The organism is Psychrobacillus sp. OK032, assembly GCF_900111345.1.
Taxonomy (GTDB): domain Bacteria; phylum Bacillota; class Bacilli; order Bacillales_A; family Planococcaceae; genus Psychrobacillus.
Genome location: NZ_FOGY01000011.1, coordinates 1 through 20,537 on the forward strand (window position 1 = coordinate 1; position 20,537 = coordinate 20,537).

General features: G+C 38.4%; 20 protein-coding genes, 2 rRNA genes and 1 riboswitch. All 22 genes read left to right on the top strand.

The features are described 5' to 3' along the window. Nucleotides 1-88: ribosomal RNA gene (locus BMZ04_RS18695) — 23S ribosomal RNA — on the top strand; the annotation flags it as partial. Nucleotides 89-145: 57 nt separating this feature from the next. After that, nucleotides 146-261, top strand: a 5S ribosomal RNA gene (gene rrf / locus BMZ04_RS18700). Nucleotides 262-640: 379 nt separating this feature from the next. Next, entirely contained in the window at nt 641-901 is a 261-nt protein-coding gene (locus BMZ04_RS23210) for a nuclease-related domain-containing protein (RefSeq protein WP_369802696.1), read from the top strand. A gap of 123 nt (nt 902-1,024) precedes the next feature. After that, nucleotides 1,025-1,378 (top strand): helix-turn-helix domain-containing protein, encoded by a 354-nt coding sequence (locus tag BMZ04_RS18710; RefSeq protein WP_177184505.1) that lies wholly within the window; start codon nt 1,025-1,027, stop codon nt 1,376-1,378. Next, nucleotides 1,366-2,226, top strand: a complete 861-nt coding sequence (locus BMZ04_RS18715; RefSeq protein WP_143128325.1) for an IS3 family transposase — start codon at nt 1,366-1,368, stop codon at nt 2,224-2,226. Before BMZ04_RS18710 ends, BMZ04_RS18715 begins: the two co-directional genes overlap by 13 nt. A gap of 733 nt (nt 2,227-2,959) precedes the next feature. Next, nucleotides 2,960-3,151, top strand: a complete 192-nt coding sequence (locus BMZ04_RS18720) for an NETI motif-containing protein (RefSeq protein ID WP_093275604.1) — start codon at nt 2,960-2,962, stop codon at nt 3,149-3,151. Nucleotides 3,152-3,246: 95 nt separating this feature from the next. Beyond that, a riboswitch (purine riboswitch) is annotated at nt 3,247-3,347 on the top strand. Between the two features lie 136 nt (nt 3,348-3,483). Then, entirely contained in the window at nt 3,484-3,972 is a 489-nt protein-coding gene (purE, locus tag BMZ04_RS18725; RefSeq protein WP_093275606.1) for a 5-(carboxyamino)imidazole ribonucleotide mutase, read from the top strand. Beyond that, nucleotides 3,969-5,090 (top strand): 5-(carboxyamino)imidazole ribonucleotide synthase, encoded by a 1,122-nt coding sequence (gene purK / locus BMZ04_RS18730; RefSeq protein WP_093275610.1) that lies wholly within the window; start codon nt 3,969-3,971, stop codon nt 5,088-5,090. Before purE ends, purK begins: the two co-directional genes overlap by 4 nt. Before the next feature lie 15 nt (nt 5,091-5,105). Beyond that, nucleotides 5,106-6,401, top strand: coding sequence for an adenylosuccinate lyase (gene purB, locus BMZ04_RS18735; RefSeq protein WP_093275617.1), 1,296 nt, complete (start codon nt 5,106-5,108; stop codon nt 6,399-6,401). A gap of 15 nt (nt 6,402-6,416) precedes the next feature. Further along, nucleotides 6,417-7,133, top strand: coding sequence for a phosphoribosylaminoimidazolesuccinocarboxamide synthase (gene purC, locus BMZ04_RS18740; RefSeq protein WP_093275625.1), 717 nt, complete (start codon nt 6,417-6,419; stop codon nt 7,131-7,133). Beyond that, a complete protein-coding gene (purS, locus tag BMZ04_RS18745) occupies nt 7,130-7,384 on the top strand; it encodes a phosphoribosylformylglycinamidine synthase subunit PurS (RefSeq protein ID WP_093275633.1) in 255 nt (84 codons plus the stop codon). The genes purC and purS overlap by 4 nt, the downstream gene beginning before the upstream one ends. Further along, on the top strand, nt 7,381-8,067 hold the full coding sequence (gene purQ / locus BMZ04_RS18750; RefSeq protein WP_093275636.1) for a phosphoribosylformylglycinamidine synthase subunit PurQ: 687 nt from the start codon (nt 7,381-7,383) through the stop codon (nt 8,065-8,067). The genes purS and purQ overlap by 4 nt, the downstream gene beginning before the upstream one ends. Beyond that, nucleotides 8,051-10,282 carry a phosphoribosylformylglycinamidine synthase subunit PurL gene (purL, locus tag BMZ04_RS18755; RefSeq protein WP_093275640.1) on the top strand — a complete coding sequence of 744 codons (2,232 nt, stop codon included), beginning with the start codon at nt 8,051-8,053 and terminating at the stop codon, nt 10,280-10,282. The genes purQ and purL overlap by 17 nt, the downstream gene beginning before the upstream one ends. Then, complete coding sequence (gene purF / locus BMZ04_RS18760; protein ID WP_093275645.1) at nt 10,258-11,679, top strand: amidophosphoribosyltransferase; 1,422 nt, start codon at nt 10,258-10,260, stop codon at nt 11,677-11,679. The genes purL and purF overlap by 25 nt, the downstream gene beginning before the upstream one ends. Before the next feature lie 11 nt (nt 11,680-11,690). Beyond that, nucleotides 11,691-12,746 (top strand): phosphoribosylformylglycinamidine cyclo-ligase, encoded by a 1,056-nt coding sequence (gene purM, locus BMZ04_RS18765; RefSeq protein WP_093275650.1) that lies wholly within the window; start codon nt 11,691-11,693, stop codon nt 12,744-12,746. Beyond that, on the top strand, nt 12,746-13,318 hold the full coding sequence (gene purN, locus BMZ04_RS18770; RefSeq protein ID WP_093275653.1) for a phosphoribosylglycinamide formyltransferase: 573 nt from the start codon (nt 12,746-12,748) through the stop codon (nt 13,316-13,318). The genes purM and purN overlap by 1 nt, the downstream gene beginning before the upstream one ends. A 163-nt stretch (nt 13,319-13,481) precedes the next feature. After that, nucleotides 13,482-15,017, top strand: coding sequence for a bifunctional phosphoribosylaminoimidazolecarboxamide formyltransferase/IMP cyclohydrolase (purH, locus tag BMZ04_RS18775; protein WP_093275656.1), 1,536 nt, complete (start codon nt 13,482-13,484; stop codon nt 15,015-15,017). Between the two features lie 14 nt (nt 15,018-15,031). Beyond that, entirely contained in the window at nt 15,032-16,291 is a 1,260-nt protein-coding gene (purD, locus tag BMZ04_RS18780) for a phosphoribosylamine--glycine ligase (RefSeq protein ID WP_093275659.1), read from the top strand. A gap of 296 nt (nt 16,292-16,587) precedes the next feature. Further along, nucleotides 16,588-18,327, top strand: a complete 1,740-nt coding sequence (locus tag BMZ04_RS18785) for an adenine deaminase C-terminal domain-containing protein (protein WP_177184506.1) — start codon at nt 16,588-16,590, stop codon at nt 18,325-18,327. Nucleotides 18,328-18,338: 11 nt separating this feature from the next. Further along, nucleotides 18,339-19,391 (top strand): DUF3048 domain-containing protein, encoded by a 1,053-nt coding sequence (locus tag BMZ04_RS18790; RefSeq protein ID WP_093275662.1) that lies wholly within the window; start codon nt 18,339-18,341, stop codon nt 19,389-19,391. Between the two features lie 31 nt (nt 19,392-19,422). Further along, complete coding sequence (locus BMZ04_RS18795; RefSeq protein WP_093275666.1) at nt 19,423-19,743, top strand: YerC/YecD family TrpR-related protein; 321 nt, start codon at nt 19,423-19,425, stop codon at nt 19,741-19,743. A gap of 96 nt (nt 19,744-19,839) precedes the next feature. Continuing rightward, nucleotides 19,840-20,523 carry a heptaprenylglyceryl phosphate synthase gene (locus BMZ04_RS18800; RefSeq protein ID WP_093275670.1) on the top strand — a complete coding sequence of 228 codons (684 nt, stop codon included), beginning with the start codon at nt 19,840-19,842 and terminating at the stop codon, nt 20,521-20,523. Nucleotides 20,524-20,537 lie beyond the last annotated feature (14 nt).

Consider the following 20,537-nt stretch of genomic DNA (forward strand, 5'->3'; position numbering starts at 1 on the left):
CTCAAAGACGATGAGGTAGATAGGTTCGGGGTGGAAGCGTGGCGACACGTGCAGCTGACGAATACTAATCGATCGAGGACTTAACCAAAATGTATAAATTGTTGAAATGTCTTTTATCCAGTTTTGAGTGAACAAGCACTCATTGTCTAGTGATGATGGCGAAGAGGTCACACCCGTTCCCATATCGAACACGGAAGTTAAGCTCTTCAGCGCCGATGGTAGTTGGGGGATTCCCCCTGTGAGAGTAGGACGTCGCTGGGCACACAAAAAGAAGTCGTTACCGAGTAATCGGTAGCGACTTCTTTTTTTATTTTGTAGTGCTAGATAAATGAAAAAATACTTTAATACGACATTTCCCGGGAAATAGTTACATCTTACGTCAAACGATAAAAGATAAAAATTATCAAAACTATATTTTAATGCTTTAGTTCGTATCAAAACTAAATTTTTATTAGGTTTTAGTTATTAAAATGAAGTTGTCTCCTTTTTATTAAAATTTACTATTCTTGAATGTATGGTAATATGCATAAAAAGGAGTGATGATTTGATTATTAAGAAACGTACGATCAATTAAAAACAAATGCTTTACCAACGGTTGCCAAATGAACATGCGATGAAAAGTGTCATTAATTCCAAATTGATGTCAGCAAAGGCAGGTATCATAGGAGAAGTATTTGAAAAACACGATTTTCCTTTTAACTATAATATTTTACATGATGTGAACTTGACTTCAAATGGGAAATTTCAGATTGATACACTGTTCATATGCCAATATTTTGTGGCCATCTTAGAGTGTAAGAATATAGTAGGAAATCTGTACTTCGTGAATGATCCACCTTGTTTGAAGCGCGAATTAGATACCGTAAGAAGGATACATTTGAGAGTCCGGAAATACAAGTAGATAGGAACACTTATTTATTGAGGGAATGGTTTAACAAGCATGGAGTAGATGGTCGCCCCCCTTATAATGGACACATGGAGTGTTATAATTGTGTAAATACAACCATTTGAGAGGGGCATGATCATGAATATTCGAAAGAAGACCCAAAAACGTCAGCTCACATATGAACAAAAGCTATTTGCAGTGAATGAAGTACGTCTGAAAAAACGTAACAGGCAAGATGTCGCGGACGAACTGGGAATTCATATTAATTCATTGACAGGGTGGCTGAAACTATACAGAGAACATGGTGAAGATGCACTTCACTCAAACTATCAGAAATTAGATTTGATTGAACACACGGAAGAACTAAATAGATTAAGAGATATAGAAAAAAAATACAATGAGCAATTGATAGAAAATGAAATTTTAAAAAAGTTCCAGGCCTTTCTCAAGGAGAACGAAAAAAGAAGTGCTTCGAAGCCATTACGGCCTTAAGAAAGGATTATCCAGTAACTACACTTTGTAAAACACTAAAAGTATCAACCAGTGGATATTACAACTATATGGCACAACCTCAAAAGTCTCTTTCTGAGCGGGATCAAATCGATATTAAGGTCATCCAAAGCTTATATGATTTTACTGGAGGCACTATTGGTGTAAAAAGAATTGCTGGTGAACTGAAAGAGAACCACGATCATATAATTAATCACAAACGAGTACAACGACTAATGAATGAGATGAACATTAAATCTAAAATTCGAGTGAAGAAGTACTTCAAGTCTAAGAAAGATGCACAATCTGACTGGGTATATCCAAACCTTCTTAATCGCGATTTTAATGCCTCGCTGCCCAATCGTAAATGGGTTACCGATATATCTGAGATTACAGTGGAAGAAGATAAGTTTTATATTTCTGCTATTATGGATCTCTGCAATCGAGAAATTATTGCGTTTAAAATGAGTGATAGTCCTAGTGCAGCTCTTGTAGAGACTACGATTAAACAAGTGATGAAAACGAGAGAATTACCAGACTTAACAAACGTAATCATTCACTCCGATCAAGGGAGTCCTTATAAGTCGTATAAATACAAAAATCTTGCCAAGAAACTTCACTTTTCACCAAGTATGTCACGGAAAGCAAACTGTTGGGATAACGCTGTAATTGAGAGCTTTTTTTCGCATTTAAAGACGGAGTTTCCGCACTTGTATGCGACTGATAATACCAAACAGGTAAAGAAAGATTTACTCTTATACATTACATATTATAACGAAAACCGTGGTCAAAAAAGACTGGGTTATTTAAGTCCAGCTGCTTATTTAAAGTTAAAACATTCAGCCAGCTAATGCACAATTTTACACTGTCCATAAAATAGGGGCTAGACTAGATATCCCCATTGTCGGTGTAATTGTCTTTAGTAGTACTAAATCAAATGTAATGAAAGCTCCAGATCATACAGCTGTTATTTATGCATCAAGTATTCCTGTTTATTTAAGAAGGTTACAGAGACAGAAAGAGTATTTAACTGTTGCTCAAATGAAAGTTGTTTAACCTGCGGAAACATTGACAGAATTGCTCATGTAGTCACTGTCCAGGAGTAGTTTGCATTAGTTTCGAAAATTATTACAAATAAAGATTGTAGGAGCTTTTTACGTATAGATTCCCATCAATTAGCAAGTAGAATATTGAATTCGATGGATCTTTCTAGAAAGGGGAAATCAAATAACACTACTTATTATATATTAGAATGGAAAAATTCGATAACTCAGAAGGAGGTATTGATGACAAATACCGGAGTTGGACAATCGTATAGAGAACTCGGACGATCTCTCCAAAAAACTGGACAAATCTTAAATAATACCTGGACAATCTCCTCCAATAGATGGACATTCTAACGCGCAAGTTGGCCAATCGTATAGAACTTGGACAATCTAATATTATACCTGGGCAATCTCCTCAACTAGTTGGACAATCAAGCACAAAAGTTAAACAAACTTCCCCAAAACCCACTTCCAATTGATGAAACACTGCATATAAGCTATTGTTATAAGGAATAATGAAATAGGAGGTTGGCTGGCTATGAAAAAAGAGACGGTTTGGTTTGAAGTGGAAGAAAATGAGAGCATCGGAGCATGTATAGAAAGAATGGAACAACAAGGCTTTCAAATAGCGGGGAGAAAAGAAGAACCAATATTTGAAGAAGTGGACGGACAACCTGTCCCTGTTAAACAATTGATTATGTTAAAAGGTATAAAAGAGAAAAATATATAAAAATAATGTCAATAACCGAACAATTTATTTTTAAATATATTCATTGTTCGTATTTATGCATTGACGTAAACCATCAGTCTTGTTAAAATATGATTAGCAACAGACAATTATATCCCCATATATGCTAAAGGATTGGCTTTAGCGTCTCTACCAAGTCACCGAAAATGACAGGACTATGAGGGAAAGCAACTTTTGGATTATGCTAACAGGATGTGTTTACGTATGTTATTGATGACACTAACTAAGCAACTAAGTTCCTTAAGTAAACTGCTTTTCTTCCGTAGAGAGTAGTTTATTTAGGGAATTTTTTGTTTAATGAAGGGACGAAAATAATGAACGCAAAAATTGGTGTAATTATGGGTAGTTCTAGTGATTGGGAGACAATGAAACATAGCTGTGAAATCCTTGATGAACTAAATATACCGTATGAGAAAAAAGTAGTGTCTGCACATCGTACGCCAGATTTAATGTTTGAATATGCAGAGCAAGCACGTAAACGTGGAATTCAAGTAATTATAGCAGGAGCTGGAGGAGCTGCACATTTACCAGGGATGGTTGCTGCAAAAACTACACTTCCGGTTATCGGTGTTCCTGTACAATCTAAAGCACTCAATGGATTGGATTCATTATTATCGATTGTACAAATGCCAGGTGGTGTTCCAGTTGCTACCGTAGCAATTGGAAAAGCCGGGGCAACAAATGCTGGCTTACTTGCTGCACAAATACTCTCCATACAAGATGATAATGTGACGGAGCGTTTAGAAAAAAGAAGAGAAGAAACGAAAAACAAAGTATTTGAAAGTAACGGTGATTTACAATGACTAAAGTAATTTATCCCGGGCAAACAATCGGTATTATCGGTGGTGGACAACTCGGTCGTATGATGGCATTAGCTGCAAAAGAGGCTGGCTATAAAATTGCTGTACTTGAGCCAACGATGGACTCGCCATGTGGACAAGTTGCAGACATTCGCATTGTTGCACCATATGATGATGAAGCTGCTTTAGAAGAATTAGCAGAAGTAAGTGACGTAATTACGTATGAATTTGAAAACATTGATTATGCAGGATTGAAACGATTATCACAAATTGCTTATGTTCCTCAAGGGGCGGAACTTGTAAAAATTACGCAAGATCGCATTCTAGAAAAAACGGAGCTTCAGGCTGCTGGGGTACCGATTGCGAAATTTGTCGAAGCAAGTACTTTTGAACAATTAGAACAACGAATCGATGAAGTAGGATTTCCTTGTGTTGTGAAGACTGCTCGCGGTGGATATGATGGCAAAGGTCAGCAAATTGTTCAATCAAAAGAGGATCTAACACTCGCAAAGCCACTATTTGAACATTCTGCTTGTATTGCCGAGGCATTTGTTCCGTTTACAAAAGAAATATCGGTCATTGTACAGCGTAATGGCGATGGTCAAACATACTGTCTTCCAATTGGTGAAAATATTCATGTGAATCATATTTTGCATGAAACAATTGTTCCTGCTCGTATTGATGAATCACTTGTAAAAAAAGCGATGGAAGCGGCTAATATGATTGGCAATCATCTGAACCTAGTTGGTACACTTGCTGTGGAAATGTTCGTGTTAGACAACAAAGAAATATTAATAAATGAATTAGCTCCGAGACCACATAACTCAGGTCACTTTTCTATAGAAGCTTGTAATATTTCGCAATTCCATCAACATATTAGAGCAGTTTGTGGTTGGCCACTACGTGAACCAAAACTTTGGACGAACACAGTGATGGTAAATGTATTAGGACAGCATGTTATTTCTTTGACAAACTCAATGACAAAGTATCCAAACTGGTCCGTTCACTTATACGGAAAAAGCGAAGCAAAAACAAACCGCAAGATGGGGCATGTCACGATTCTTTCATCTAATATTGAACAAACTTTAGAAGAAATAGAACAATCTAGAATCTGGTCTTAATCGGGAGGAACTTGAATGATTGAACGCTATACTCGCCCGGAAATGGGTGCAATCTGGACCGAAGAAAATAAATATAATGCTTGGTTAGAAGTAGAAATATTAGCGTGTGAAGCATGGGCAGAAATTGGAGATATTCCAAAAGAAGACGTAGTAGCCCTTCGCAAAAATGCATCATTCTCGGTAGAGCGTATTTTAGAAATTGAACAAGAAACGAGACATGACGTAGTAGCGTTTACTCGTGCAGTTTCTGAAACTTTAGGGGAAGAACGTAAATGGGTTCATTATGGACTGACTTCTACTGACGTAGTGGATACAGCTCTTTCTTACTTAATCAAACAAGCAAATGTCATTATCCGTAAAGACATTCTAAGCTTTATAGAAATCTTAGAAAATAAAGCAAAAGAACATAAATATACAGTTATGATGGGGCGCACGCATGGTGTGCATGCAGAGCCAACGACTTTCGGTTTGAAACTTGCACTTTGGACAGAAGAGATGAAACGTAACTTAGAACGTTTTGAAGCTGCAGCAAAAGTAATTGAAACAGGAAAAATGTCTGGAGCAGTAGGAACTTACGCAAACATAGATCCATTTGTTGAGAAATATGTTTGTGAAAATTTAGGTCTAGCAGCATCACCAATTTCCACTCAAACACTACAGCGCGATCGTCACGCACAGTATATGAGTACATTAGCATTAATCGCAACTTCTATTGAAAAGTTTGCAACAGAAATCCGCGGATTACAAAAGTCAGAAACTCGTGAAGTAGAAGAGTACTTCGCAAAAGGACAAAAAGGATCTTCTGCTATGCCACATAAACGAAATCCGATCGGTTCTGAGAATATGACAGGACTTGCTAGATTGATTCGTGGGTATATGATGACAGCGTATGAAAATGTATCCTTATGGCATGAAAGAGATATCTCTCATTCCTCAGCAGAACGCGTCATTTTACCAGATGCAACAATCGCACTTAATTATATGTTAAATAGATTTGGCAATATCGTGAAAAACTTAACCGTGTTCCCGGAAAATATGAAACGCAATATGAATTCCACATTAGGATTAATTTATTCTCAACGGGTGCTACTTGCACTAATCGACAAAGGTTTAGCTCGTGAAGAAGCGTATGACACGGTGCAGCCGCTTGCCATGAATGCTTGGGAATCGCAAACTGCGTTCCGTACATTTGTAGATGCAGAAGAAAAAATCACTTCACTACTTTCAAAAGAAGAGCTGGATGATTGCTTTGATTACAATTATCACATTCAGCATGTTGATTTAATTTTCGGGCGTTTAGGACTCAACTAATCGGAGGAATTCACAGTGGCAAAAGGTCGTCTATTATACGAAGGTAAAGCAAAACAATTATTCGCAACAGAAGATGAAAACATTCTATTTGTATCTTACAAGGATAGTGCTACAGCTTTTAATGGAGAGAAAAAAGAAGAAATAGTTGGAAAAGGAATATTAAATAATAAAATTACCACTATTCTTTTCAACCAATTAAAAAAACATGGTATTGACTCCCATTTTGTTGAGCAAATTTCGGAAAATGAGCAACTCGTAAAGAAAGTAGAAATTATTCCTTTAGAAGTAGTTGTTCGGAATATAGCTGCAGGAAGTTTGGCGAAACGACTTGGAGTTGACGAAGGGACGTCTTTAAAGCATCCAATTGTAGAGCTTTACTATAAGGATGATGCACTTGGAGACCCAATACTTACAGATGCTCATCTTGGATTGCTAGAACTTGCAACACCGGAAGAAATAGAGACGATCAAAGCAAAAGCGCTGGAGATAAATCTAGTGTTACAGCCAATTTTTAAAGAAGTTGGAGTTACGTTAATCGATATGAAACTAGAATTTGGGAAAACGGCAAATGGTGAAATACTACTTGCAGATGAAATTTCTCCAGATACTTGTCGATTATGGGACGACGAAACAAATAACAAATTAGATAAAGACGTGTTTAGACGAAATTTAGGTAATTTAACAGATGTTTATGAAATTATACTTTCCCGACTAGGAGGATTATTAAAATGAAAAAAGTTAAAGTGTATGTGACATTAAGAGAAAGTGTTTTAGATCCACAAGGTTCAGCAGTTATGGGTGCTCTTCACTCGATGAACTATAACGAAGTGACAGATGTACGTATTGGTAAGTTTTTAGAGCTTCAAATCGAAGAAGCTGACCGCGATTTAGATACGATTGTAAAAGAAATGTGTGAAAAACTTCTTACAAATACAGTAATCGAAGACTACCGTTATGAAGTTGAGGAGGTTGCTAGCAAATGAAATTCGCAGTAATCGTTTTTCCAGGATCGAACTGTGATTTAGATATGTATCATGCCATTAAAGACGAGCTTGGAGAAGAAGTAGAGTACGTTTGGCATGATGAAACAGATTTAAGCGGATTCGACGGAGTATTATTACCAGGTGGTTTCTCTTATGGGGACTACTTACGTTGTGGAGCGATTTCTCGTTTCTCGAATGTTATGTCAGAAGTAGTAAAAGCTGCTGAAGCGGGTAAACCAGTATTAGGTGTATGTAACGGATTCCAAGTATTAACAGAAGCTGGTCTATTACCAGGAGCACTACTTCGAAATAAAAATCTTAAATTCATGTGTCGTACAGTTGGTTTAAAAGTTGAAAACAATGAAACACAATTTACAAGTGATTATGCAAAAGACGAAGTAATTCAAATTCCAATCGCACATGGTGAAGGTAACTATTACTGCGACGAAGAAACACTTGCAAATTTAAAAGCAAATAACCAAATCGTTTTTACCTATGCTTCTGAGAATCCAAACGGAAGTATCGAAGACATTGCAGGTATTGTAAACGAACGAGGAAACGTCTTAGGAATGATGCCTCACCCAGAGCGTGCTGCGAATGACATAATGGGCGGATCAGACGGACTAGCATTATTTAAATCAATCGTGAAACATTGGAGGGAATCTCATGTCAATCAAGCATGAACCAAATCCGGAGCAAATTAAAGAACAAAAATTATATGCACAAATGGGTATGTCAGACGAAGAATTTGAAATGGCTCAAAAGATTATAGGACGCCTTCCAAACTACACAGAAACAGGATTGTTTTCCGTTATGTGGTCTGAGCATTGCTCTTATAAAAATTCTAAGCCTGTATTACGCAAATTCCCTACAAAAGGACCTCAAGTATTACAAGGTCCTGGGGAAGGTGCTGGAATCGTAGATATCGGCGATGGTCAAGCGGTTGTTTTCAAGATGGAATCTCATAATCACCCTTCTGCTATCGAACCTTACCAAGGAGCAGCAACGGGTGTTGGTGGAATTATCCGTGACGTATTTTCAATGGGAGCTCGCCCAATTGCATTGCTAAACTCATTACGTTTTGGTGAGTTAAAAACACCTCGTGTGAAATACTTATTTGAGGAAGTAGTAGCAGGGATTGCTGGTTATGGTAACTGTATCGGTATTCCAACAGTTGGTGGAGAAATTCAATTTGATGATTGCTACGAAGGTAATCCATTAGTTAACGCAATGTGCGTTGGTTTGATCAACCATGAAGATATTCAAAAAGGGATTGCAGCTGGTGAAGGAAATACCGTAATGTACGCAGGCGCAAAAACTGGTCGTGACGGTATCCACGGTGCGACATTCGCTTCGGAAGAATTAACAGAGGCTTCGGAAGAAAAACGTCCAGCTGTACAAGTTGGGGATCCATTTATGGAAAAACTTTTACTTGAAGCTTGTTTAGAAGTAGTGAAATCAGATGCATTGATCGGTATACAAGACATGGGTGCTGCTGGATTAACTTCATCGTCAGCTGAAATGGCTTCGAAAGCTGGACATGGTGTGGAATTGAACTTAGACTATATCCCACAACGTGAAACGGGCATGACTGCATATGAGATGATGCTTTCTGAATCACAAGAACGTATGTTAATCGTAGTAAAAAAAGGTCGCGAAGAAGAAATCGTGAAGATTTTTGATAAATACGGTTTAGATTGTGTAGCGGTAGGTAAAGTAACGAATGATAAAATGCTTCGTCTGCTTCATAACGGAGAAGTGGTAGCTGAAGTTCCTGCAGATGCACTAGCAGAAGAAGCTCCAGTATATTACAAGCCATCTTCAGTACCTGCATACTTTACAGAATTCCAAGCGATGGAAAATGTAGAGCCAGCAGTTACAGATTATAAAGAGACACTTCTTAACTTATTACAACAACCAACAATTGCTTCAAAAGAATGGGTGTATGACCAATATGACTATCAAGTTCGTACTAGCACAGTAGTAACACCTGGTTCGGATGCTGCAGTAGTTCGTGTACGTGGGACGAATAAAGGATTAGCAATGACAACTGACTGTAACTCTAGATACATCTATTTAGATCCTGTTGTAGGTGGAAAAATTGCTGTTGCAGAAGCAGCACGTAACGTCGTATGTTCTGGTGCGAAACCACTTGCTATTACAGACTGCTTAAACTTTGGTAATCCGGAAAATCCAGAAATCTTCTGGCAACTTGAAAAATCAGCTGATGGAATTGCAGAAGCATGTATCGCATTAGATTCACCAGTTATCGGTGGTAACGTTTCGTTATATAACGAACGTAGCGGAACAGCGGTTTACCCTACGCCAACAATTGGATTAGTTGGACTGGTAGAAGATTTAGCACATGTTACTACTCAATCAGTGAAACAAGCTGGGGACATACTATATGTAATCGGTGAAACGAAAACAGAATTCGGTGGATCTGAGCTTCAAAAATTAGTAGAAAAGCGTATTTTTGGTCAAGCACCTTCGATTGATCTAGAAGTAGAAGCAGCACGTCAAAAAGCGTTACTATCTGCAATCAAGTCGGGCGTTGTACAATCTGCACATGATATTGCAGAAGGTGGACTTGCGGTTGCGTTAGCAGAAAAAGCTTTCGGTGCGAATGGACTTGGAGTAGAAGTAACTATTAATGGGTCTGCAACAACAGCATTGTTTAGTGAGTCTCAATCTCGTTTCCTTGTAACTGTTAAACCTGAAAATGTAGCTAAATTTGAAGAAATCGTAAAAGACGCGGTTAAAATTGGTGCTGTAACAGATTCTAATAAAGTAGTAATTACTAACGAAGACGGAACTGAATGGATAAGCGGTTCTGTTGACGAATTCCGTTCCGCTTGGAAAGGGGCAATACCATGCTTGCTGAAATCAGAGGCTTAAACGAGGAATGTGGTGTCTTTGGAATTTGGGGTCACCCGGATCCTGCACCGATTAGTTATTATGGTTTGCATGCACTTCAACATCGGGGTCAAGAAGGCGCTGGAATTGTCGTAACAGATGGGAAAATTTTAAGAGCAGTCAAAGGTGAAGGTTTAGTTAATGATGTCTTCAGTAATGGAAAGCTTGAAAAACTAGATGGAAAAGCTGCAGTTGCACATGTTCGTTATGCAACTGCAGGTGGATCTGGTCTTGAAAATGTTCAACCACTTCTTTTTAATTCGACTACTGGAAGTCTTGCAATCGCACATAATGGAAACATCGTAAATGCCGGTCGTTTAAAACGAAATTTAGAGCAGCAAGGTAGTATTTTTCAAACGACTTCTGATACAGAAGTAATTGCACATTTGTTGAAAAAAAGCCATCATAATTCGTTGGTGGATCGTGCAAAAGAAGCGCTAAGATTATTAGATGGTGCATTTGCAGTTGTTATATTGACAGAAGATAAATTATTAGTAGCACAGGATCCACATGGTATGCGACCACTTTCATTAGGTAAACTCGGGGATGCTTGGGTAGTAGCTTCAGAAACGAGTGCATTTGATTTGATCGGTGCAGAAGCTATTCGTTCTGTTGAACCTGGCGAGCTTATTATTATTAATGATGAAGGCTTACGTTCGGAACGTTTTTCGGAGCCTGCAGAACGTGCTATTTGTACAATGGAGTATGTCTATTTTTCTCGACCTGATTCGAATATTGATGGTATTAATATCCATATGGCGAGAAAACGTCTTGGAAAACAGCTTGCAAAAGAAATACAAGTAGATGCAGATATTGTAACTGGAGTGCCAGATTCTAGTATTTCAGCCGCAATTGGGTTTTCGGAAGCATCTGGAATTCCATACGAAATGGGGCTTATTAAAAACCGTTATGTAGGTCGTACGTTCATCCAGCCATCACAAGATCTTCGCGAACGCGGAGTGAAGATGAAGCTTTCACCGGTACGTCAAGTTGTAGCTGGAAAACGCGTGGTAATGGTGGACGATTCTATCGTACGTGGGACAACTTCCAAACGTATTGTAAAAATGTTGAAAGAGGCAGGAGCGAAAGAAGTACATGTTGTTATTAGTTCGCCTCCATTAAAAAGTCCTTGTTTTTACGGAATTGATATTAGTACAGATTCAGAACTAATCGCATCCAACAATAGCGTGGAAGAAATGCGTGAACTGATTGGTGCGGACTCGCTTTCCTTTTTATCAGTAGAAGGCATGGTGGAAGCAATTGGACGAACGGATGAAGGGAAAAATTGTGGGCACTGCTTAGCTTGTTTTACTGGCGAGTATCCTACTCCGATCACTCCTAGTACCAAATTACCGCATGAAAAAGAGCTTGTTCGATAGGAGGATAATACATGTCAAAAGCATATGAAAAAGCGGGCGTTAATATTGAAGCTGGCTATGAAGCAGTTCAACGAATGAAATCACATGTCGAACGTACAGCTAGAAAAGGTATCATGGGTACTTTTGGTGGGTTCGGTGGTATGTTTGATTTGTCTTCATTAAATTATAAAGAGCCTGTCCTTATTTCTGGTACAGATGGTGTTGGTACGAAGTTAAAATTAGCGTTTATGACAGATTCACACGACACAATCGGGGTCGACTGTGTGGCAATGTGTGTGAATGATATTGTGGCACAAGGTGCAGAGCCATTATTTTTCTTAGATTATGTAGCAGTTGGAAAAGCAGTGCCTGAGCGTATTGAACAAATCGTCAAAGGTGTTGCGGATGGTTGTGTTCAATCTGGAGCAGCTTTAATAGGCGGAGAAACGGCTGAAATGCCTGGCCTTTACGAGGAAAACGAGTATGACCTAGCTGGGTTTGCTGTTGGAGCATGCGAAAAATCAAAAATCGTTACCGGTGAAAAGATTGCAGAAGGTGACGTGTTAGTTGGAATTGCTTCAAGCGGTGTCCACTCAAATGGCTATTCACTTGTACGTAAAATTGTATTTGAAGAGCAAGGTTTTACTGCTGACACAGTAGTTGCTGGTTATGAAGAACTTGGAGAAATCGGAAAAGCACTTCTTACACCGACGAAAATTTATGCAAAACCTGTAATGGAAATGCATAATGAGCTTTCTATTCATGGAATGGCACATGTTACTGGTGGAGGGTTCTATGAAAACTTACCACGTATGATGCCTGAAGGTTTAGCGGTAGAAGTAGATTTAGGTTCATGGGAAGTACTCCCTGTATTCAACCTGTTAAAAGAAAAAGGCGAGCTTACTGACCGTGATTTATATAACGTATTTAATATGGGAATTGGTTTTGTCATTGCGTTATCTGCAGAAGAAGCAGAAAAGGCGAATGCTATTGCGGAAGCTCACGGTGAAAAAGCATACACTATTGGTCGTGTTGTGAAAGGTGAAGGTGTTATTTTCAACGGAACGCATGACGGGAGTTTAGTGTAATGACTGGAAAACCGAAATTTGCAGTATTTGCATCAGGTAGTGGTAGTAACTTTCAAGCCATCCATGATGCAATTGAAGCTGGACATTTATCTGGAACTATAACACTTGTAGTGACCGATAAGCCAGATGCATTTGTAGTAGAACGTGCGCGTATTGCAGGGATTGAAACGCTTGCTATTAAACCTTCTAGCTTTTCTTCGAAAGAAGTCTATGAGCAAGAAGTTTTACAGAACCTAAAAGAGCTCGAAGTAGAGTGGATCATCCTCGCGGGATATATGCGTTTAGTCGGCAATGTATTGCTCGAAGCATATCCAAACCGGATTATCAATATTCATCCTTCTTTACTACCGGCATTTCCAGGAAAAGACGCTATCGGACAAGCGATGGCGCATGGAGTAAAGGTAACAGGGGTAACGGTTCACTATGTCGATGCTGGCATGGATACTGGTCCAATTTTAGCCCAAGCAGCCGTTGAAGTGGTTGATGGTGACAGAAAACAAACCGAAAAACGTATCCACGCATTAGAGCATGAATTATATACGAGAACATTACAAAAGTTATGGAGCCGGTAAGCTTTTACCGGCTTTTGTTACAAACTAGATCGACTTAGTAAGCTGGGGACATCAACTAATACGGTCTTAAATAGGTGGAAATGGTGAATCAATCGAACTTTAAGGAAAATCGATCAATCTACATCGCCACGGTTTATTTTACATAATCAGAGGAGGAATTAATGTGTCAAAACGTGCTTTACTTAGTGTTTCAGATAAATCAGGAATTCTTGAATTTGCAAAAGAGTTAGAACAACTTGGTTATGAAATTTTATCAACTGGTGGTACAAAAGCATTTTTAGAACAAAATGGAGTAGCAATTACATCCGTTGACTCTGTTACAAATTTCCCGGAAATTTTGGATGGTCGGGTAAAAACATTAAACCCAATGATTCATGGTGGATTGCTAGCAAAACATGATGATCCCTCTCACCAAGCACAGTTAGAAGAGCATAGTATTACACCGATTCAAGTAGTGTGTGTAAATTTATATCCTTTCCGCGAAACAATTTCAAAACCTGATGTTGCTTTTGAAGATGCTATTGAAAATATTGATATTGGTGGCCCCTCAATGTTACGTTCTGCAGCTAAAAATCATCAATATGTAACAGTAGTAACGGATGCGGCAGATTATGCAGAAGTATTAGAGCAGTTAAAAGAAACTGGTGAGACTACTTTAGAAACTCGCCGTAAACTTGCTGCAAAAGTATTCCGTCACACAGCAGCTTATGATGCATTAATTGCTAGCTACATGACTGATTTAACTGGGGAAGAGTTCCCTGAACTTCTGACACTTACATATGAACGTAAACAAGCCTTACGTTACGGTGAAAACCCACATCAAAAAGCAGCTTTCTACAAACGTCCACTTGGTTCAGATTTCTCGATTGCTTCTGCAACTCAATTACATGGGAAAGAACTTTCTTATAATAATATTCAAGATGCCAATGCAGCTATTCAGATTGTGAAAGAATTCGAACTTCCTGCAGCAGTTGCAGTAAAACATATGAACCCTTGTGGTGTTGGAACTGGTGAAACTATTTCTGCAGCTTTTAATAAAGCATACGAAGCGGATTCTACATCCATTTTCGGTGGAATTGTTGCATTAAACCGTGAAGTAGATGCTGCAACTGCAAAAGTGCTAGCAGGTATTTTCTTAGAAATTATCATCGCTCCTTCATTTTCAGAAGAAGCAATTGCAATGTTAACAGCGAAGAAAAACATTCGTTTACTAACTATTTCATATGAACAAACCAAAAATGACGCTTGGAACACAGTTTCCGTAGAAGGTGGACTATTAGTTCAATCACCAGATACTTTCGGATTGAAAGATGCAGACGTAAGAGTAGTAACAGACCGTGAACCAACTGCTGAAGAATGGAAAGCATTAGAGCTTGGCTGGAGTGTTGTAAAACACGTAAAATCTAACGCAATTGTGGTAGCTACTGAAGATATGACAATTGGTGTTGGTGCCGGACAAATGAACCGTGTAGGATCTGCAAAAATTGCATTAGAACAAGCGGGAGATCGTGCAAAAGGAGCGGGACTTGCGTCAGATGCATTTTTCCCAATGAACGATACAGTAGAAACTGCTGCAAAAGCTGGTATTACGGCAATTATTCAAACTGGTGGATCGGTGAAAGACCAAGATTCTATCGACAAAGCAAATGAATACGGAATCGCAATGGTATTCACTGGCGTACGTCATTTCAAACATTAAGGGAGGCTGTCCATATGAAGATTCTTGTTATTGGAAGTGGAGGTCGTGAGCATGCAATCGCGAAGCAATTCAGTAATTCTCCTTCCGTCGATAAAGTATATGTAGCACCAGGTAATGCTGGTATGTCAAACGATGCAGAAATCGTGCCAATCGATGTAATGGAGTTTGAAGAGCTTGCAAGCTTTGCGAAAGAAAACAATATCGATTTAACCTTTGTAGGACCAGAGCAACCACTCGCTGGCGGGATTGTAGACCACTTTGAAGCAAGTGACCTTCGTATCTTTGGACCAACAAAAGCTGCTGCACAAATTGAAGGTAGTAAGTCATTTGCGAAAGAATTAATGAAAAAATATAATATTCCAACCGCAGCTTATGAAACTTTTACTGAAGTAGACAAAGCAAAGGCTTATATTGAAAAACTTGGTGCTCCAATTGTTGTAAAAGCAGATGGGCTGGCTGCTGGAAAAGGTGTAGTAGTTGCCATGACAGTGGAAGAAGCTAATACAGCAGTAGAGGACATGATTGGTAACCAATTATTTGGTGAGTCATCCTCACGTGTTGTAATTGAAGAGTTTTTAGACGGCGAAGAGTTTTCTTTTATGTCATTTGTGCATAATGGACAAATTTATCCAATGGTTATTGCACAAGACCACAAACGTGCGTACGATGGGGACAAAGGACCGAACACAGGTGGTATGGGAGCTTACTCTCCGGTTCCACAAATTTCTTCAGAAGTCGTGGATACTGCTTATGAATCAGTCGTTGTTCCAACGGTAAACGCGATGATAGAAGAAGGAACACCGTTTACCGGTATTTTATATGCTGGACTAATTTTAACAAATGAAGGCCCAAAAGTAATCGAGTTCAATGCTCGTTTTGGTGATCCAGAAACACAAGTTGTGTTACCACGTATGACAAGTGATTTTGGTGAATTTATGATGACATTAATGGATGAAAAACCGTACCAATTAGAGTGGTCCGAAGAAGCGATGCTAGGTGTAGTTATTGCGTCCGAGGGTTATCCAGCAGATGTGAAAAAAGGTGCTAAGCTTCCAAATCTTCAAGTATTATTAGATGGTGGACTTCATGTTTTCCACGCCGGAACGAAAGCTGATACGGATGGATTTATCGCAAACGGTGGGCGTGTTATTTTAGTTGCCGCAAGCGAGTCTACACTTAAAGAAGCACAACAAAAAGTATACGATGGCTTGTCCAAGTTAGAATGGGAAGGTTTATTCTTCCGAACAGATATCGGTTGGCGAACATTTCAATAATTTGAAGAGGGTGTCTCCGATATTGGAGATATCCTCTTTAAACTTTCCGAAGTTTATTGTGGTTATATCAAAGCCTGCTGTTTATATTTTATTAAATATATGGCCACCACCGTACTGACCAAAGCACGATAAGAGCAAAGAGGATAAGATACACTAAAAGGAAGTTTGTACTAATTTTAACTTACTTTACTAGCTATGCCTGGAAAATAAATTTATAATAAATTATAATTCAACACTTTGCTTTACTAAAGTACTATGCTACTATTATTTCTATGAGTAGTCTTATAGAAAGGAGAATGGATGAAGTGCAATATCCGATATGGAAAATAGAAGAAATTAGAAATCAAATAGAAGTTGTAAATGGGAAACAAGCACCAGATATACTTATTACAAATGCAACTTATTTACACAGCCATTTAAAGAAATGGATGAATGGGAACATTTGGATTGTAAAAGATCGGATTGTGTATACTGGCTCAGAAATGCCTCTAGTCTCAGCGAATACAGAAGTATATGACGCTACTGGTCAAAAGATTGTACCAGGTTATATTGAACCCCATGTACATCCATTCCAACTATATAACCCGCACACATTTGCCGATTACGCAGCTCAATTAGGAACGACGACATTTATAGCAGATAATTTAGTAATGTTTTTGATGCTTGAAAATAAGAAAGCGTTTTCAATAATGGATGAGCTAAGTAAACTACCTTTTTCATTTTATTGGTGGGCTCGCTTTGATTCACAGACAGAACTTGAGAACGAAGAAGAATTATTTACATCTAGAACGATTGGAGAATGGATTGCGCGTCCAGATGTTATTATGGGCGGCGAGCTAACGGGATGGCCAAGGCTTCTTTCTGGTGATGATCAAATGCTATATTGGATGCAACAAGCAAAAACGAACGGGATGAAAATTGAAGGGCATTTTCCTGGTGCTTCCGAACGTACGTTAGCGCGTATGCGTTTATTAGGAGCAGATGGAGACCACGAAGCGATGACTATTGAAGAAGTGGAAAGAAGAATTCTGCATGGATATGCGGTAACACTTCGTCATTCATCGATTCGACCTGATTTGCCGATTTTATTAAAAGGGATACTCGAGAAGGATTTACAAATTTTTGATCACCTTATGATGACAACAGATGGAGCTACCCCTTCTTTCCATCTAGACGGTGTGATGGATAAATGTATTCAAGTTGCCCTGGATGCTGGAGTAAAACCGATAGACGCTTATTTGATGGCTTCATTCAACGTAGCGAAGTATTATAACTTATCCAATTTACATGGGGTCATTGCAAGTGGGAGATTTGCTACGCTCAATTTCCTCGAAGATGAGTTAAATCCAGTCCCAACAACCGTATTATCCAAAGGGGTTTGGTTAAAACGTGATGATGAAAGAGTTCATTCATTGGCAGCAACTGATTGGTCGGATATACCAGATTTAGATTTGGCTTTTGATCTGTCCGATGATGATTTCCAATTTTCGATGCCTTTTGGAATTGAAATGGTGAACGATGTTATTACGAAGCCTTATTCTGTTTCAATCGATACAACAGATAATGAGCTTTCAACTGATCATGATGAAAGTTTCTTATTGTTAGTGGATCGTAATGGAAAGTGGAAAGTTTCTACACTTATTAAAGGATTTGCGACGACATTAAAAGGCTTCGCTTCTTCTTATTCCAGTACAGGGGATATTATTTTGATTGGAAAAAATAAAAAGAGTATGCTCCAAGCTTTTAATGAGATGAAAAAGATGAACGGTGGTATAGTCATCATTGAAAATGAGGAAGTTGTTTGCACGCTTAAACTTCCTATAGGTGGGATCCTATCGGATAAACCGATGGAAGTGTTAATAGAAGAGGAATTAAATTTAAAGAGAGAATTGGCGGCTAGAGGATTTAAGCATGGGGATGCTATTTACACATTACTATTTTTGCAGGCTACGCATTTACCTTATGTTCGAGTTACACAAAGAGGAATTTTCGAAGTCATGAAAAAACAAGTGTTGTTTCCAGCTGTCATGAGGTAGGGGGATTTTTAGTGTTCAAAAAATGGGGGATTATAAGTTTACTCGGTTTATTTCTTGTTGGCTGTTCCGAGGAACAAGAAGCAGCAGGAGAAGTAAAACCGGTGGAAGATATTGTAGAGGATATAGTAGAAGAAGCAATAGAGGAACCCGTTGTTCTACCTTATGTTGCTCCTTTTACTGGAATTCGTTCAGAAGAGGAACAATTACAAAGACCAATCATTGTTACGATGAATAATCATCCGCTTGCAAGACCACAGTCAGGGATTGCACAAGCAGATATTGTTTACGAGATGTTAGCTGAAGGAAATGTGACGAGATTTCTAGCGCTTTATCAAAGTGACATACCTGATGTAGTTGGACCAGTTAGAAGTGCTCGTGATTATTTCGTAGAAGTTGCAAAGGGACTAGATGCCTTTTACATTGCACATGGCTATAGTCCCGATGCACAGAAAATGTTAAATGCGAGAGTTGTAGATAATATCAATGGTATGCAATATGATGGTATACTTTTTAAGCGTTCAAAGGAGCGAAAAGCACCACATAATTCGTATATTACCAAAGACAATATTTTAGCAGGTGCAGAAAAAGTAGGGGCCTCCATGGAAATCCATAAAATTCCTACCTTCTCTTTTTATGATTCGGCAGAAGGAGCTAAAATTGGAGATCCAGTGTCTTCTATCAGCGTTCAGTATGGGGCAGGAGCAAGTTTTGAAAATCAATATACATATATACCGGAAAGTGGTTTATATGAACGAAAAACTGGCGGAGATACAACAATCGATAAGGAAACAGAAGAACCTGTAGAAATTGCAAATGTTATATTTATGGAAATACCGCATAAAACAATTGATAATGCTGGTCGTCTACAGTTAACATTGACTGCTGGCGGAAACGCGTATCTTTTTCAAGCAGGGACTATGAAAATGATCAAATGGGAAAATGTAGACGGAATACTTATACCGATGGAAAATGGTGTTCCAGCTAAACTAGTACCAGGGAAGTCGTGGATTAGTTTTGTGCCAACTAATCCTGGACTAGAAAATATGGTAAACTATTTACCTTGATTAGTAGCAATAAAGAAGGGAATGATACGATTTGCAAATTGAAAAAATAAAAGGACATCAAACAGAACAATTGTTTAAAGCTGTGCTAGAGCTAAACAATATAGAAGAGTGTTATAAATTTTTTGATGATTTATGTACAATAAGTGAAATTCAGTCACTGGCCCAACGTTTCGAGGTGGCACATTTACTTCGATTGAAAAAAACATATGAAACGATTAAAAAAGAAACTGGAGCAAGTACAGCAACTATTTCACGTGTAAGACGTGCATATGATTATGGTAATGATTATTATGATGAAATTCTTGGTCGACTATATCCAGAAGAGTTGTCAAATCAACAGCCAAAAGAATAATCTAGAACTATTTATAGCTCACGACTGAACAGAAGCCTCTGTTCAGTTTTTTTGTTATAATGAAGAGTGCTAAACTAACTTAATGTAGGTGAAAAAATGGATTATAAAGAATGGCGACATATATTTAAATTGGATCCGGCAAAGGAGATAGATGCAGAAGCCTTGGAAAAGGTTTGTGAATCTGGAACCGATGCTATTATCATTGGGGGTTCGGATGGGGTAACGCTGGATAATGTGATTGATTTGTTGATGAGAATTAGAAGGTATGCAGTCCCTGTCGCTTTAGAAGTATCGACAATAGAATCGATTACCCCTGGTTTTGATTTTTATTTTATTCCAAGTGTGTTGAACAGCCGAGAGACAAAATGGGTGAAGGATTTACACCATGAGGCAACAAAGGAATTTGGAGAAGTGATGAACTGGGATGAAATCATTCCAGAAGGGTATTGTATATTAAATCCAGATTGTAAAGCAGCCAAGTTAACAAACGCTAAACACCCAGAAACGGATGAAGATATTATCGCATATGCACAAATGGTCGAGCATTTGTTTAAATTCCCTATTTTTTATATGGAATACAGTGGTATGTACGGTAATGTAGAAGTTGTAAAAAAGGTAAAAGCAGGTCTTCAAAATACGAGACTTTACTATGGAGGCGGTATAAAAACAGCAGCCGAAGCACGTGAAATGGCTTCATATGCAGATACTATCATTGTAGGCAATCAAGTATATGAAAACCTTACAGAAGCTCTAAAAACAGTACAAGCTGTTAAGCAATAGTTGAATATAAACGA